Below are 14,423 nucleotides of genomic sequence, written 5' to 3'. Positions count from 1 at the left end.
GATGGTTCGACTGTTTTTTCTCCCATTTTTATTTGTAACCTTCCTTTCGGCTCAGTCTCCATCTGATCGGTTGGCATTTGCCTTCCGAAGCCAATCTTCTTTGGATCCATTGCGAATGATTGTGGTTGGGGAAGTGGTAGGGATCGAAAAAGCAAGTTTTTATGAAGTCGATAAACTTTCCCAAGAGCTTGAAGTGGATACGAGGCCCGATACGGTTACCATTAAAGTTGCTGATCCAAAAGGGATTCGTGTAGGACAAACTTTATACTTACTCGAAAAAAACCAGGACCACAAAACCTTCCGAGATGGAAACATCGTAGGGATGATTACTGTGAAATCCGTTTACCTCACCACTTTTTTTGGGTGGCAAGTGCGGGGAGAAGGCTACTTACGATTGATTGAAGACCGCCCTGTCACTGCTGCAAGACTCCTCGATACAACCAAATACGATGAGGCATTCCTTGCGAAAAAACAAGGAGATCATTATTTTGCGAAAGGCCAGATGGAAGAAGCCCTTCGAAAATACAAACATGCAGTTTCCCTTGATCAGAGCTCACCTGACTTACATTATGCGCTAGGGAAAGCCCATTGGAAAGACGGGGAAGGCTACGTATCAACAGCATTTGAATATTCGATGGCATGGAAAAATAGAAAACGTTTTTCTAATCCCCAGGAACGGTTGTTATTCCTAGTAGACTATCTACGATTTTTGACTTTTTACTTTAAGGTAGAAGGAAAAGAAAACAAAAAACAATTGGAACTTATGCCACAAGTGGCAAAAGAAGCTCGTACTCTATACCCTAAGATATATGAAGTATGGTTATATAGTTTTGAGGTTACTTTTTTAAACTTATTACATACAAACTTAGCGGGTAATACCGTAGACCTCAGAAAATCAAGAGATGAACTTTCCACTCATGCAGAAGAATTTTTGAACAAAGCATATACCCTTCGTAAATCTGATTATTACCTCCACAAACTTGCTTGTGAATTTTATAATCTACGTTGGAAAGAAACTAGAGGAAGCCAAGAGGAATCCAAATACCGCTCCAAACTTGTGGAACATGGGAAACTGCTCCGATTGTATTATACAGGTGAAACTACCCTATCAGAAGATTTACTCAATGCAATACGTTTGGCTGAAAAACAGTCTGGATTACTCTGAAAGGATTTTCATACTCTTTTCGAATAAATAGGATTCTAAGTACAACATATCATCAGGTGCCGAGCTGAAATAATTCACCCCTAAATGGTAATGGTCTCCTTTATCAAGGAAACGTATGATTTCACCGCGTAAAATCATAGTCCTCTCCTTGTTCAAAGGGATAAACATTTTAATGATATTGTGCCGTTTTAGGTAATGGAAAAGACGTTTGTCATAAATTTCAAAAAGAAGACCATCTAGTGAAATATCCACAACTTTGGTTGTGGACTGCATGGTTTCATAACTACCATACTGAATTGCAATTTTTGTGAATACATAACTGATGATTTCTGCGAGTTCAAATATATAAACAGCTTGGTTTTGGGAAATGGTGAATCGTTCCATTGCAGTGGAATACACCTTTATGTATCCAACTACATCTTCATACAAACGAATGGGCGTGATGATGTAAGAAACCAAAAAGTTTCTAGACTCATGTTTACGCATGGATTCAAAAAACTCTAATGAAAACTCCTCACCCAAATCTTTTGACATTTCCTTGAAATCGGAATGGTAATTAAATAAAACATCATCATTTGTTTCGTTGATGTATGAGGTGATTCGGTTACAATCTGGGATATAAATTGTTTTTGCCGTGCGAAGGATCGTTTTTTTGATAAAATCATCAAACTCATTTAAAGACTTTTCTTCTTTGAAAAAATGAATTTCATAATCTTTAGAAATTCGTTCGATGGCCTCGGTTAACATGATATTGATGAGTTTACTGTCGGGTCTGTCCTTTCGTACTTCTTTCATTAGGTGAGGGAAACGACTTTCTGCGTACAAGTTTTTCCCTACTTCCCTAGATCCACCTGACAAACTTCTAAAAAGGATGATGAAGTTCATAAACAAATCATCAACAGGAATCCTTCGATTGGTCCTCAGTTGGTATGATTGTAACTCGGTAGGAGTTTTGATGACAATTTGGTCTTTTTGGATATCGAGGATGACCACTTCAAACTGATAGTTGATGTTCATCACTTCAAAACGAACACGGGCTCGTCTGGAACCTTTTTCCACAAGGTCTGGGATCATCAAGGTGACAGAATGCGCCTCAATTTCTTCAACTGCGGCCACTAAATTGTCTTCTTCATAAATGAATTCGAATTCGCGGTTATCGGCCTTTAGGTAATAAAAGAGGTGTTTTACGATATTGACATCGGAGCCTATGATGGTCTCATCAAATAACGATTCGAGGATCGTGATGAGTTCTTGCATCGAATCTGTTCTGCCGATAGCCATATTCAAATTATCGATTTTTAGAGGGCGAAAACTGATTTTCCGGTGGAGAAAATGTGCTGGGAAACGACAGAATCCGCCGAAATGGGAAGTATATGGAACTCACTCTCCCCAAACATGTAAATTCCGAACTTTTGCCAATGATCCGCCAAGGCCTCCTGAACCCAGAAAAACTTGCGATCTTGTCAGACCTCCATTCCATCGTGGAACGATTTGCAGGATCTCTTTATACAGACGAAGAGACCCAAGCCAAAATTTTGGAAAAAACAGGATCAGTTCCAGATCTCATCACATGGGGTGATTATTTCCAAACAGAAGTGGCTTCCCGGTATTATTTAGAAACAGAGGATTCACTTCGTAGGATTGTGGATACCATTCGTTTTGATTTGATTTCCGCACATTTGATCTTTAGTGGCAAACCTGACCATTACAAAGATAAAATTAGAGGAGATGTTTTGTTTAGCAAAGGCATTGATTCCGCATCCCCCGAGCAAAACTTAGAAAGCCAACACTTAGAGATTCTACTCAATTACTTTGAAAATATGGAGATTGGGAAAAAACCTTTATCTTTACAAGATAAAGCCTGGTACGAATCCTTTCAGATAGATGAAATCGCGATTTGAAACCAAAGAGTATGAATTCCTAGAAATAGAATCCCGTGAAACTGAAGATGGAACCATCCTTTCCATCTTTTTAAACAATCCCTCTTCTCGAAATTCCATGACTTGGAAAATGGGAGAAGAGTTTTCTGATCTCATCCATTCCATCCGCAAAGAAAAAAAACTTCCAAGAGCCGTCATTGTCTCCGGACGAAATGATGTCTTTTGTGCTGGTGGAGATTTAAACTTATTACGATCTTTCTCTGAAAAATCTTTCTCGCAAAACAGACGTGATATGAGAAAGTTCTATGGTTTCTTTTTATCTGTTCGGAAATTGCCAGTTCCTGTGATTGCTGCTGTGAATGGGCATGCGATTGGTGCAGGACTTTCTTTAACCTTTGGTTGTGACCTTCGCATCTTTGCAAACGAAGGAAAGTATTCCTTTAATTTTGTTCGATTGGGTATCCATCCTGGTATGGGTTCTAGTTACCTTGCGCCAGAACTTCTTGGTAAAAGTTTAGGAGGAAGGCTCCTCCTAACAGGGGAAACATTTGATGGTAATACTGCCAAAGAATGGGGGCTTGCTCTCGATTCAGTTCCTAAATCCTCTGTTTATGAACGAGCCATGGAACTTGCGATCTCTTTATCAAAAGCTGCACCACTTGCCTTACAAGAACTCAAAACAAATTTATATCATTGGAAACAATTGGATTCAGCACTCAAAAAAGAAGCAGAGTCCCAAGCCAGAAATTTTATCTCGGATGACTTTAAAGAGACGATCCAAAGTATCATAGAAAAGCGGGATCCAAAATTCAAAGGGAAATGAAATTTTAGAAAGTTTCTAAAATTTTGTCTCGACAAGTGACGGCTAAGAGGTTACAAAAAAGTTTGATGTCTGAAGGCCCTCTCAATCCAGATTGTTTTCTTTGTGATTACAAAAATCATAATGTGCTCCACTGTGCGGCACATGAAACAATCGAACGAATCAATGCGGGTAAAGATTTTACCATTTTCCCTCGGGGCAAACAACTGGTCACGGCCGGGGTGAAAGCCGAAGGATTTTTTTTCATTAAGTCAGGGCTTGTGCGTAGTTATGTGCAACTTGCCAGTGGCAAAGAACAAACCCTCCGACTCAGTGGTCCAGGGGATTGGGTTGGGTTTCGCGATTGTATTTCTGATTCGATCTCTCATCATAATGTTGTCGCAATAGAAGACACTCATGCCTGTTACATCACAGGAGCTCTCATCGATGCCCTTGTAAAAGATGATAGCAATTTCCAAAAAGAAGTGTTCCGTCAAATGGCCAAAGAGTGGCGTGAGATGGAAGAACATGTGGTCTCTCTCGGAACCAAACAGGTCCACGAAAAATTAGCGGAGATCCTCATCGTTTTGGACAATGCCCAAGGCAGAAAAAACCATGTAGAACTCAAAGTCACAAGGGATGTCCTTGCTACCTTCATTGGTACCAAAACGGAAACCTTGGTACGTGCACTTTCTGACCTGAAGGCACGGGAATTTATCTCAGTGGACAAAAACCACATCGACATCCTGAACAGAGAAGCCCTCTATTCTCTCTCAAAAATTGCCTAAATTTTTTCTCTGAACTATTAAGCAGGAAGCATAGAATTCCGATGGTAGAAGTGATTGATAATCAAGGTAGGGTCTGTTGCCTGATTTTACCTTAAATCACTCCCGGGGGGCTTCCGAAAGGATTCCCCCTTTTTTTATTTCCCTTGTTTCTTTCCCACCATTGTAAATTTTGGAAGTACCATGAGTCGAAATCGAAGCCAGGGCCCTAGTTTATTCGGGAATCCGATCCTTCACCCTTTGAATGTCATTTTAATCATCAATAGTTTGGTGTTTTTTTTACAATACTTTGCTAACCAACAACTCATCTATCGTTTTGGACTCACACCTGATTTTGTTTTGAGTGGAGCCATTTGGCAAGTATTCACGTACGGATTCCTCCATGCAGTAGAAGCCTTACCTCTACATTTACTTTTTAATATGTATGCAATGTACATGTTGGGCAATAATCTCATTCCGATTATTGGAAAAACTAAGTTCACCATTTTATATTTTTTATCACAAATTGGCGCTGGCATTTTTGTGGTATTGTCTGCCTATTTAAACATCATGTTAGGTGGGCAAGTACCTGTTTTAGAATCCATGGCATCACAAACGATTGGAGCCTCTGGTGCTGTATTCGGTTTACTTGCGTTATTCGGTCTTTTTTATCCTAATGCCGAAATCTTATTATTCATTATCCCTGTGAAAGCAAAAAATGCAGTCTGGGTATCCATAGCCATTGGTTATCTGATTTCCCAATTTGGGAATGGCTCAATCTCCAATACTTGCCATTTGGGTGGAGCCTTAACGGCGCTCCTCCTTGTGAAACTTTTTCCCAAACATTTTTTACCAGGCACAGTTCCGTATCTACCTGGTTTAGAATGGGAGGCACCGCGACAAAATGAAACATCTCCCAATGCCAAAGCAAAACAAGCTCCAGTCGAAGACCTATTTTTGGACCAAAAAAAAATCAACGAATCTGTTCTAAAACAAATTGAATCCAAACGAGATAGGGCTTCGGTAATAAATTATTTACAACCATTACAAGTGGAAAATGCCAATATTTGCCCACCTTCTACGTATAATACCGAAGATCCCATTTGTTTACGCTGTGAATGGTTGCCAAATTGTGCCCTACGTCGAGCAAAGGAATAAAATTTCGTCTTATTCCTTGACACTTGTGTGAGATGGGGATAATGAAACTATGCCTGACGATAAAAAGTCCTCAGTAGACGAAGTCCTGAAACGGGAAAAACTGACAAAAGAATTCGAAAAAGAAAAACGAATTTCGGAACAAAAAGCAATTGAGCAAGCGGCAGCCAAATTGTCTTCCCAAAGCCAATTGAACTCGGAACCAACCAAAACTTCTAAGTTCATCACCAATATTGACATTGCCTTTTCCCAGGCAAAAGCTGACTTACGATATTATTTTTTGAATGATGGCAATTTTGCTGACGAATTCAAACGTCTGTTCGTTGAAAACGAGTCCATTTTCAAACGGTATGGAATTACGAGCCAAAAGTATTTGGAATATGTTCGTGAGTCCTTTGACCGGTACAAAAAAATCCACGATATGATGCCTCTGGAACCGATGAAACCCAAACACTTTAAGTATGTGGAAGATTCGATTTCAGAACTTGTTCGTATGTTCAACCAAAGGTTTGGCAAGTGAACTTGGCCCAGGTTCCCAAAAAATAAAAGGATTTCCCTAAAAAAAATGAGAAGGAATCCCCTTTGGATTGTTAGTCCCTATAGAGGGGAACTTTTTGAAAGAGCACTGGAAACGAATTTTGGTATTTATGGTGATTGCTGTTGTTTATTTTTTTTGGGTCTTTGTTGGGTATAATTTGGTTGGTATTTTGAGTTTCGCATCCTAACTCTCGCACATTCTCTCTTGACACCTGGGTTTTCTGCCAAACATGCTTAGGAATATGGTGGAATCCAGAAAAACATCCGAAACGGACATCCGCTTGGACCTAAACCTCCGAGGCAGTGGTGTATATTCCTTTGATACAGAAATCCCGTTTTTTGAGCATATGCTCTCTCATATTTCGAAACATGGCCTCATCGACATGGACTTAAAACTCCGAGGTGACATTGGCATTGATTGCCACCACTCAGTGGAAGATACGGCGATCCTCCTTGGCCAAATGATCCACAACCAATTGGGAGACAAAAAGGGTATTTTTCGGTATGGAAATTTTACCCTTCCTATGGACGAAGTTTTGACCACTGTGGCAGTGGATCTCGGCGGAAGGTTTTACTTTAAATACACCGGGCCAACACTCGATGGTAAGTTTGGAATCTATGACGCCGAACTTACGTTAGAGTTTTTGCAGAAACTGGCTCTCAACGCTAAAATGAATTTGCATGTTGTGGTCCATTACGGCGAAAACAGACACCACATCCATGAATCCATTTTTAAAGCACTTGGTAAGGCGCTCAGGCAAGCAATTGCCATTGATACCAGTGCCAAAGACCAAATCCCTTCCACCAAGGGAATGCTCGAGTGATCGCTGTTTTAGATTTTGGAATGGGAAATATCCATTCCTTGTTAAAAGCAGTTTCACTTTATACAGAAGATTTTGTTTTCACAAGTGACCCAAACCAAGTAAAAAACGCGGACAAAATTATTTTACCTGGTGATGGGCATTTTGACAAAGCAATGCAGAACTTAAATCAATTGGGTTTTACTTCGCTTATCAAAGAACATGTCGCTGCTAAAAAATATTTATTTGGTATTTGTATCGGCTATCAAGTGTTATTTGAAGATTCCGATGAAACAAATAAACTTGGATCTACGATCTCGGGCCTTGGTCTAATCCGAGGTAAAATTAGAAAGTTTGAAGGCAAACCCAATTTAAAAGTTCCCCATATGGGTTGGAACAAACTCTTTGATATCAAACAAAAGAATACCAAACTCCTAAAAGGGATTCCAAACGAATCTTTTATGTACTTCATCCATTCTTACAGGCCAGTTGGAGTTGATAGACTTGATATTACTGCGAACTGCCATTATTATGGTGAATCCTTTCCTGCAGTGGTAGAAAAAGAAACTGTATTTGGAACCCAGTTCCACCCCGAAAAATCAGACAAACTAGGACTTGGAATCCTAAAAAACTTTATTGAACTCTAATGTTAGTATTACCAGCCATAGATTTACTCGATAACGAAGCAGTCCGCCTATTGCAAGGAGACTATTCCAAAAAAACTGTTTATTCATCTTCTCCAGAAAAAATGATCCAAGTCTTTGAAGAGCAAGGGGCCACATTGATTCACATTGTGGACTTAAATGCTGCAAAAACTGGCAAATCAGAAAATGAAAAAACGATAAAAAAAATCAAAGAGAAATGTTCGGTAGAACTTGAGTTAGGTGGTGGAATCCGAACCATCGACAATATGAAGTTTTACGATGGACTTGGTGTTTCTCGGCTTATTTTAGGAACAGTCGCTGTGGAAGAACCTAACATTGTTGAGAAGGCACTTTCTTTATTTGGCCAAAACAGAATCGTCATTGGCGTGGATGCAAAAAATGGATACGTAAGAACCAAGGGTTGGGAAACCAATTCTGGTATTTTGTATAAAGATTTTTTGAAAACGATGGTAGGGATGGGAATTCGGCACGTGATCTTCACCGACATATCCAAAGATGGAATGATGGAAGGCCCCAATACCTTAGCATATACCGAATTACTCGAAAGTTTTCCAGACTTACAACTTGTTGCCTCGGGTGGTGTTTCTTCCACTGAAGACTTGGTGAATTTGTATGACAAAACAAATGGAAAATTATTTGGCGCCATCACAGGAAAAGCCATTTATGAAGGAAAATTGGATCTAAAAACAAGTATCAGGATTCTAAATCAAAAGAGGGAAAAATAGAAGATGAATCGTAAAAATTTGGCAATCAGTGGGTTAGTCGTAGGAGTTTTGGGACTTCTTTTTTCATTCCTATTGGCAGTGGAATACTTTGGAATTGGGACAGATAACGTTGCCGGCGCCGCTTGTTCCGCATTAGGTGGTGGAGATTCTTGTTTAAAGGTAGCAGAAAGTTCTTATTCTGCCATTCCCGGTATCCCATTTCTTGGAAATGTTCCCATTGCATTACTTGGATTTGGTTTTTATGGTTTGGTAACCTATACTTTTTTTACCATCTACAAAAGTACAAACTCAGACGAAGTTTCAAAACTTATCTCTCTACTGGTTCCCGTTTTGGTTTTGGGATTTATTTTAGATCTAATTTTATTTGGAATTTCTGTTGGGATCATCGGAACCATTTGCCAATTGTGTTTTATCACTTACATTGTGACGATCAGTTTACTTGTGATTCTTTATTTGTTATGGAAAACAGAAGGTAAACCTAAGTTAGACATTTTATCTTCAATTAAAGAAGGTTATGCGACGTTCGGCCTTGTTTTCTTTTTTAGTTTTTCAGTCGGTTTTGCTTCCAGTAAGATGTGGGTAAAAGGTGAATCATCAAATACCCTTGCTACTTCAAGAGGAATGGACTCCAAAGAAATCCAAACCAAAGTCAATGTTTACTTCCAAGAACCAACACTTGGAATCAACACCGCAGGTTCACCTTTTATTGGGAAAAAAGATGCACCCATTACAATTGTCAAGTATGCCGATTATAATTGTGGTCATTGCCTTCACACAAGCCATATCTTACACACTGTACTTTCTGAATATGATGGAATGGTAAAGGTTGTGTATAAAAACTTTCCTTTGGATGGTTCTTGTAACCGGCTGATGCAACAACCGAGACCTGGAGCGACGTCTTGTATTGCTGCGATGGCTGCGATTTGTGCCGATAAACAAGGGAAATTTGAACCAATGTACCGTGGATTGTATGATAACTTAGAAAAAGGTGTGGCCCATTCCGGCGCAAGTGTTGTCAATTTAGGAAATCTGATTGGATTGAATGTCAATTCCCTTAAGACATGTATGGCATCAAAAGAAGCACAAAACCAATTGAATGCAGAAATTGATGAAGCTGAGAAGTTGAATATCCAATCCACTCCTTCTCTTTACATCAATGATAGAAAAATTGAGAGTGGAACACCAAACCCTGTGTTCTTAAAAACCTTACTCGAACAAATCATCCAAAAGATGTAAAACTTATTGGCACCTATTTTTTGATAGGTGCCAATCGGATGGGCCCTTCCGGTAATAGGGAAGGATCACCTACCAATTCCAATTCCCAAGAATTCAAAACCGCTTTTTCTTTAGTGTGAAGAGCAGGCCTTAGACTCATCACTGAATCACCTTGTTTGTAAAGAGACCTTCTTCCATAAAACCAACCACTAGTTTCTTCTTTATGTGTGTTTTTTCCATAATCACCGCGCATCAAAAAACTTTGTTTTGTATCTTCTGCTAGTTTTTTAAACGAAACAGGGTCCATGGAAATGGTATGGTCTGGACCATCCATATTTCGGTCCAAGGTAAAATGTTTTTCAATGACAACGGCCCCAAATCCGATGGCAATTGAGGAAGCGATTGTCCCATCAGAATGGTCACTAAATCCAACCACATAGTCTGTTGTATCCAAATAATAGGGAATGGACTTTAAGTTCACTTTGCCCAAAGGAGTTGGGTACATCGATACACAATGTAAGAGACAAACTTCTACGTTCTCTCTTTGGAATTTGGAAATGGCACGGATCACTTCTTCAGGTAATGCTGCCCCCGTGGATACGATGATAGGCTTTTTTGTTTGGATCACTTTGTTTAACAAGGATAAGTTGACAATGTCCCCAGAAGCAATTTTGAAAACAGGAACATTGAGACTTGAGAGTAAATCCACTGCGGAATCACAAAGTGGTGTGGAAAAAAAATCTAATCCGAGGTCTAAAGCAGTTTTTTGGAACTCTTTGTGGAATTTTTCGTTTAGTTCATATTGTTTGAAGATATCGAATAAGAACTTTACATCAGGATTTGTGGCATCAATGAACTCTTCTGTTCTGTAGGTTTGGAATTTTACTGCATGTGCGCCCGATTCTTTTGCCTTTTCAATCGTACGTTTTCCAATTTCTAGGTCAGCGTTGTGGTTCAGTCCAATTTCTGCGACTAAATATGGTTCTGAGTTACGTGTTAAAGTTTTGTTACCAATATGAAAATCCAAAGTAAACCTCTAAATTTCATTGTCGGCAGATTATACAAATCCTAAAATTTTTCCCAATTGGTAAACGATAAAGGAAGAAGATATGGCAAGTGTTGTCATATATAGGAATTGGATGCTTGGCCAAAATAAACTTCCTGTTTCCTTTTTTGTGACAGCAAGGGTCGACATACATTGGCTTGCAAACGCAAAAAACAATAGGAGTGAGAGCCCAGTGAGAGGAGTCCAAACAAGGGATCCATCTGGTCTTTTATCAGCCCGTAACGTCTCTCTCAGAGATTCTGATTCTTCACCTTCCTCCTCTGATCCATATAATACAGCTAAGGTGGAAACCATGACTTCCCTTGCGGCAAAGGAAGTGAGAATGGAAATTCCAATTTTCCAATCAAATCCAAGTGGAGCAATCGCAGGTTCGATTCCCTTCCCCAATCTACCGATATATGAAGTTTCGATCGGACTTGTTTCCCAAACATCGTTTTTGTATTCCGCAGGGAAGTGGCTTAGGAACCATAACAAAATGGAAATATAAAGAATGATTTGGCCTGCAGATGCCAAAAATGATTTCACTTTTCCGTATACCGTAAAAAACAAACTTCTTATGGAAGGAACATTGTATCTGGGCAATTCCATCACAAAGTAAGAAGCATTTTCTTTAAATACAGTTTTTCTAAAGATAAGTGCAAAGGTAAAACTCATTGCCATTCCTATAAAAAACATAGAAAACAAAACAAAACCTTGTACATTAAAAATTCCAAAAATTGGTGGGTAACTAAAGACAGTTCCTACGATTAAAATATAAACTGGATATCTCGCCGAACACATGATCAGTGGAGACACCATAATCGTTGTGAAGCGATCAGATTTGTTTTCGATGGTCCTTGTCCCGAGAATGGCAGGCACTGCACAGGCAGCAGAAGAAAGAAGTGGGATAAACGATTTTCCTGAGAGGCCAAATTTTCCCATCAATCGGTCGGTTAAAAAACTTGCTCGAGCCAAGTATCCAGATTCTTCTAAAATCCCAATGAATAAAAAGAGTAGGGCAATTTGTGGGATAAATACGATCACACTACCTACACCACCGAGTATCCCTTCAACGAGTAAAGATCGAAATGGCCCATCGGGTAAATAACTGGCAACAAAGGATTGTAAGTTGGTGATTCCAAATTCAATTAAGTCCATCGGAACTTCCGCAAAACTAAATAAACTTTGGAATAAGATTCCCATCAAAAAGAAAAAACAAAGAAAACCGAGAACTGGGTGTAAAAAAAGTGAATCCAGTTTTTCTCCGAAGCTACCCTTATTGGAAATCGGATATTTGATGGTATCTGAAATGATTTTTTTAATGAGAATTGATCGATGGATCATTTCCTCTTGGTACCCAAATTGAAATTCTTTTGCCGTTAGTTCTTTTTTTAATAAAAGTTTTGTTGGTTCAGGGAATTGGTTTAGGTAACGATTGTCTTGTAGATGGGTATCCCCATTCAAAAATTTCAATGCTTGGGACAGGAAAAACTCTGCTTCATTTGTATTGATGTTTAGTTTTTGTTTTAATGAAGTTAATAACGATTCTTCTTTTGGTTCCCACTTCCAGAGCCTTTTTTGTTTTTGAAATGTATTTTCCTTTGTCAGTAAGGCTTTTAATTCGGTGATCCCATCTCCCGACTTAGCGTTCACAAGTACGATCTGTAAACCAAGGGATTGTTTTAGTTTTTCTAAATCAAATTGGATTCGTTTTTTCTCTAATACATCCTTCATCGTGAGGACAACGAGAGTAGGCACTCCCATATCGATGATTTGTAATAAAAATTGTAAACCACGTTCTAAATTGAGTGCATCCAAAACATAAATAACAACTTCGTCTTCTTTTCTTTGTAATAATACTTCGTAAGCAATTTTTTTATCTTCTGCAATCCCACCAAGTCCATAGGTTCCCGGTAAGTCGGTAATTTTTAATTCAAAATCTGGTAGTGAAACAAAACCTTCTTTTTTTTCGACAGTGACACCACTGAAGTTTCCTGTTTTTTGTGTTAGGCCTGTGAGTTGGTTGAATAGTGTGGTTTTACCACAGTTTGGATTTCCGACAAGATAAATGTTTTTTTCTTTCATTGTTAGGTGGTTTTCAGTAAAATCGCTTCTCCGTCTTTCATTCGTAAGCCGATGGTTGTCCCACCGAGTGTGCATATCAACTTACCAAGTACGACTGATTTGGTTTTCAATAAAATCCTAGCACCAGGAAAAAATCCGAGTTCCAAAAGTTCCGTGAGCATCGGTTTCGGCAATTTGTCCATATTGATGGACTCTATTTCTGCGGATTGACCTTCGCTTAAGTCAAGTAAGGTCATGTTTTCCCTATCACAAAATTTTGTGAGTCACGGAACAAGTTGATCTCTGGAGCCATTGATTTTACATATCTATCGAAGTATAACATTTGTTTCATGAGGAGGGCAAATTCCCTTGGGATTTTTAATCCATTTTTTTCGGCAATTTCCTTCATATCGAACATAATTCGATTCACCTTGGATTCATCAAACATTTCGTTTTCTGTCAAATGCACATAAACAGATTCTAATTCGTTAAACACAGAATCTAATTCTTTGGCAAGAAGAGTGGGGTTCACACCACTATCGGTTGAATCCATTTCAACCAGTCCTTTGGCAACGAGAGTCGGTTCGCCGATTCCAATCCCTTGTGTGAATAACATAAGACCTCGCCAAATTTTAGGTGAAATCCTGCCAACGATTCCAAAGTCGATAAAACCAATGCTACCATCTTTTAGGATCATGAGGTTTCCAGCGTGTACGTCAGCGTGGAAAAAACCTTGGTTGGACAAAGAGGAAAACCAAATTTCAAGAGCATCACTCAAAACCTTTCTTGGGTTGTCTGTAAATTGTTTTAATCCTTTTTCATCCGTGATGGGAACTCCGTAAAACCTTTCCATGGTTAATACTTTTTTTGTGGAAAGTGTATGGTACACACGTGGAACTCGGGCTCGTGTTTCCTTTGCTTTTAAAAGATAAGATTCAAACTCTTCAATGTTTTTGGCTTCTTGGATGAAATCAATTTCTTGTAAAATAGAGGTTTGGAATTCTTGGAACATAGCGGTGAGTCCCGATTTTTTAAACTCAGGGGCAATGATCTCTAACACCTTTGTGAGGATTCCTAAAATCTGCATATCGGTTTTTAAAGTTAGGTGGACATCTGGCCTTTGGACTTTCACGACTACATCCAATCCTTCTTTTGTGACAGCTGCATGGACTTGCGCAATGGAAGCCGAAGCCAATGGTGTTTCGTCAAAACTATGGAATAGGGTTTCTAGTTTTCCACCAAGTTCCCTTTCGACGGAAGAACGGATCTCACGGAAATGGACTGGCCTTACGGAATCGAGGCAGGCCTGCATCTCTTCCACGTATTCCAAGGGGAAAAGGGAAGGGGCACTGGCAATGAATTGTCCGAGTTTTATGTACGTAGCTCCCAATTGGGAAAAGGCTTCTCTTAGGGAGATGGCAATCTCTCTGTGGTTCGGCTCGGCTTTGGCAAGTTTTGCCAGGATTCCAACAAGTCTAGTCGAGAACACAAAGCTGGAATGTGCCACTCGGAGGCTTGAGTGGAGGCCAAAAGAAACAATCTCGGAAAATGAGTCCATAAACCCTAATTTGCGATGCAAATGGGGTTTGGAAACGACAAAATGGACTCC

General features: G+C 39.3%; 15 protein-coding genes. 10 read left to right on the top strand and 5 right to left on the bottom strand.

Features of this window, described 5'->3' with window-relative positions; genetic code table 11:
- The first annotated feature begins 1 nt into the window (after position 1).
- Positions 2 to 1,165, top strand: a complete 1,164-nt coding sequence (locus EHQ62_RS15735; RefSeq protein ID WP_135644590.1) for a tetratricopeptide repeat protein — start codon at positions 2 to 4, stop codon at positions 1,163 to 1,165.
- On the opposite strand, the gene EHQ62_RS15730 is transcribed toward EHQ62_RS15735, so the two are convergent.
- The gene (locus EHQ62_RS15730) at positions 1,157 to 2,446 is read right to left on the bottom strand and encodes a PilZ domain-containing protein (protein WP_135644588.1); all 1,290 of its coding nucleotides are present in this window, start codon (positions 2,444 to 2,446) and stop codon (positions 1,157 to 1,159) included. The genes EHQ62_RS15735 and EHQ62_RS15730 overlap by 9 nt on opposite strands.
- Before the next feature lie 92 nt (positions 2,447 to 2,538).
- On the opposite strand from EHQ62_RS15730, the gene EHQ62_RS15725 reads away from it, so the two are divergent.
- The 9 genes from EHQ62_RS15725 to EHQ62_RS15685 all read left to right on the top strand — a co-directional run bounded on the left by EHQ62_RS15725 (position 2,539) and on the right by EHQ62_RS15685 (position 9,726).
- On the top strand, positions 2,539 to 3,066 hold the full coding sequence (locus EHQ62_RS15725) for a hypothetical protein (protein ID WP_135644586.1): 528 nt from the start codon (positions 2,539 to 2,541) through the stop codon (positions 3,064 to 3,066).
- The gene (locus EHQ62_RS15720; protein WP_135644584.1) at positions 3,050 to 3,868 is read left to right on the top strand and encodes an enoyl-CoA hydratase/isomerase family protein; all 819 of its coding nucleotides are present in this window, start codon (positions 3,050 to 3,052) and stop codon (positions 3,866 to 3,868) included. Before EHQ62_RS15725 ends, EHQ62_RS15720 begins: the two co-directional genes overlap by 17 nt.
- Before the next feature lie 65 nt (positions 3,869 to 3,933).
- On the top strand, positions 3,934 to 4,632 hold the full coding sequence (locus tag EHQ62_RS15715) for a Crp/Fnr family transcriptional regulator (RefSeq protein WP_135644582.1): 699 nt from the start codon (positions 3,934 to 3,936) through the stop codon (positions 4,630 to 4,632).
- 180 nt (positions 4,633 to 4,812) lie between these two features.
- Entirely contained in the window at positions 4,813 to 5,766 is a 954-nt protein-coding gene (locus EHQ62_RS15710) for a rhomboid family intramembrane serine protease (protein WP_135644580.1), read from the top strand.
- Positions 5,767 to 5,815: 49 nt separating this feature from the next.
- Complete coding sequence (locus tag EHQ62_RS15705; protein ID WP_135644578.1) at positions 5,816 to 6,283, top strand: LIC11177 family protein; 468 nt, start codon at positions 5,816 to 5,818, stop codon at positions 6,281 to 6,283.
- Positions 6,284 to 6,542: 259 nt separating this feature from the next.
- Positions 6,543 to 7,124, top strand: a complete 582-nt coding sequence (hisB, locus tag EHQ62_RS15700) for an imidazoleglycerol-phosphate dehydratase HisB (RefSeq protein WP_051125309.1) — start codon at positions 6,543 to 6,545, stop codon at positions 7,122 to 7,124.
- Positions 7,121 to 7,747 carry an imidazole glycerol phosphate synthase subunit HisH gene (hisH, locus tag EHQ62_RS15695; protein ID WP_135644576.1) on the top strand — a complete coding sequence of 209 codons (627 nt, stop codon included), beginning with the start codon at positions 7,121 to 7,123 and terminating at the stop codon, positions 7,745 to 7,747. The genes hisB and hisH overlap by 4 nt, the downstream gene beginning before the upstream one ends.
- Entirely contained in the window at positions 7,747 to 8,490 is a 744-nt protein-coding gene (gene hisA, locus EHQ62_RS15690) for a 1-(5-phosphoribosyl)-5-[(5-phosphoribosylamino)methylideneamino]imidazole-4-carboxamide isomerase (RefSeq protein ID WP_135644574.1), read from the top strand. The genes hisH and hisA overlap by 1 nt, the downstream gene beginning before the upstream one ends.
- Positions 8,491 to 8,493: 3 nt before the next feature.
- Positions 8,494 to 9,726, top strand: coding sequence for a vitamin K epoxide reductase/DsbA family protein (locus tag EHQ62_RS15685; RefSeq protein WP_135644572.1), 1,233 nt, complete (start codon positions 8,494 to 8,496; stop codon positions 9,724 to 9,726).
- 13 nt (positions 9,727 to 9,739) lie between these two features.
- On the opposite strand, the gene EHQ62_RS15680 is transcribed toward EHQ62_RS15685, so the two are convergent.
- The 4 genes from EHQ62_RS15680 to EHQ62_RS15665 are packed head-to-tail and all read right to left on the bottom strand — an operon-like array spanning position 9,740 to position 14,372.
- Positions 9,740 to 10,732, bottom strand: coding sequence for an N-acetylneuraminate synthase family protein (locus EHQ62_RS15680; RefSeq protein ID WP_135644570.1), 993 nt, complete (start codon positions 10,730 to 10,732; stop codon positions 9,740 to 9,742).
- Positions 10,733 to 10,762: 30 nt separating this feature from the next.
- Positions 10,763 to 12,835: a ferrous iron transport protein B gene (feoB, locus tag EHQ62_RS15675; protein WP_135644568.1), complete on the bottom strand. Its 2,073-nt coding sequence runs from the start codon at positions 12,833 to 12,835 to the stop codon at positions 10,763 to 10,765.
- 2 nt (positions 12,836 to 12,837) lie between these two features.
- Complete coding sequence (locus EHQ62_RS15670) at positions 12,838 to 13,071, bottom strand: FeoA family protein (protein ID WP_135644566.1); 234 nt, start codon at positions 13,069 to 13,071, stop codon at positions 12,838 to 12,840.
- Positions 13,068 to 14,372, bottom strand: coding sequence for an ABC1 kinase family protein (locus EHQ62_RS15665; protein WP_135644564.1), 1,305 nt, complete (start codon positions 14,370 to 14,372; stop codon positions 13,068 to 13,070). The genes EHQ62_RS15670 and EHQ62_RS15665 overlap by 4 nt, the downstream gene beginning before the upstream one ends.
- Positions 14,373 to 14,423 lie beyond the last annotated feature (51 nt).

The organism is Leptospira jelokensis, from assembly GCF_004769635.1.
In the GTDB taxonomy this organism is placed as follows: Bacteria; Spirochaetota; Leptospiria; order Leptospirales; family Leptospiraceae; genus Leptospira_A; species Leptospira_A jelokensis.
Note: the sequence above shows the minus strand (reverse complement) of the source record. Positions and strands in the feature narration are given on the sequence as shown.

Coding starts and splice junctions, on each gene's coding strand:
- hisB (WP_051125309.1), top strand. CDS start 6,543: ATGGTGGAATCCAGAAAAACATCCGAAACGGACATCCGCTTGGACCTA.
- EHQ62_RS15725 (WP_135644586.1), top strand. CDS start 2,539: ATGGAACTCACTCTCCCCAAACATGTAAATTCCGAACTTTTGCCAATG.
- EHQ62_RS15715 (WP_135644582.1), top strand. CDS start 3,934: ATGTCTGAAGGCCCTCTCAATCCAGATTGTTTTCTTTGTGATTACAAA.
- hisA (WP_135644574.1), top strand. CDS start 7,747: ATGTTAGTATTACCAGCCATAGATTTACTCGATAACGAAGCAGTCCGC.
- feoB (WP_135644568.1), bottom strand. CDS start 12,835: ATGAAAGAAAAAAACATTTATCTTGTCGGAAATCCAAACTGTGGTAAA.
- EHQ62_RS15705 (WP_135644578.1), top strand. CDS start 5,816: ATGCCTGACGATAAAAAGTCCTCAGTAGACGAAGTCCTGAAACGGGAA.
- EHQ62_RS15720 (WP_135644584.1), top strand. CDS start 3,050: ATGAAATCGCGATTTGAAACCAAAGAGTATGAATTCCTAGAAATAGAA.
- EHQ62_RS15710 (WP_135644580.1), top strand. CDS start 4,813: ATGAGTCGAAATCGAAGCCAGGGCCCTAGTTTATTCGGGAATCCGATC.
- EHQ62_RS15665 (WP_135644564.1), bottom strand. CDS start 14,372: ATGGACTCATTTTCCGAGATTGTTTCTTTTGGCCTCCACTCAAGCCTC.
- EHQ62_RS15685 (WP_135644572.1), top strand. CDS start 8,494: ATGAATCGTAAAAATTTGGCAATCAGTGGGTTAGTCGTAGGAGTTTTG.
- EHQ62_RS15730 (WP_135644588.1), bottom strand. CDS start 2,446: ATGGCTATCGGCAGAACAGATTCGATGCAAGAACTCATCACGATCCTC.
- EHQ62_RS15735 (WP_135644590.1), top strand. CDS start 2: ATGGTTCGACTGTTTTTTCTCCCATTTTTATTTGTAACCTTCCTTTCG.
- EHQ62_RS15670 (WP_135644566.1), bottom strand. CDS start 13,071: ATGACCTTACTTGACTTAAGCGAAGGTCAATCCGCAGAAATAGAGTCC.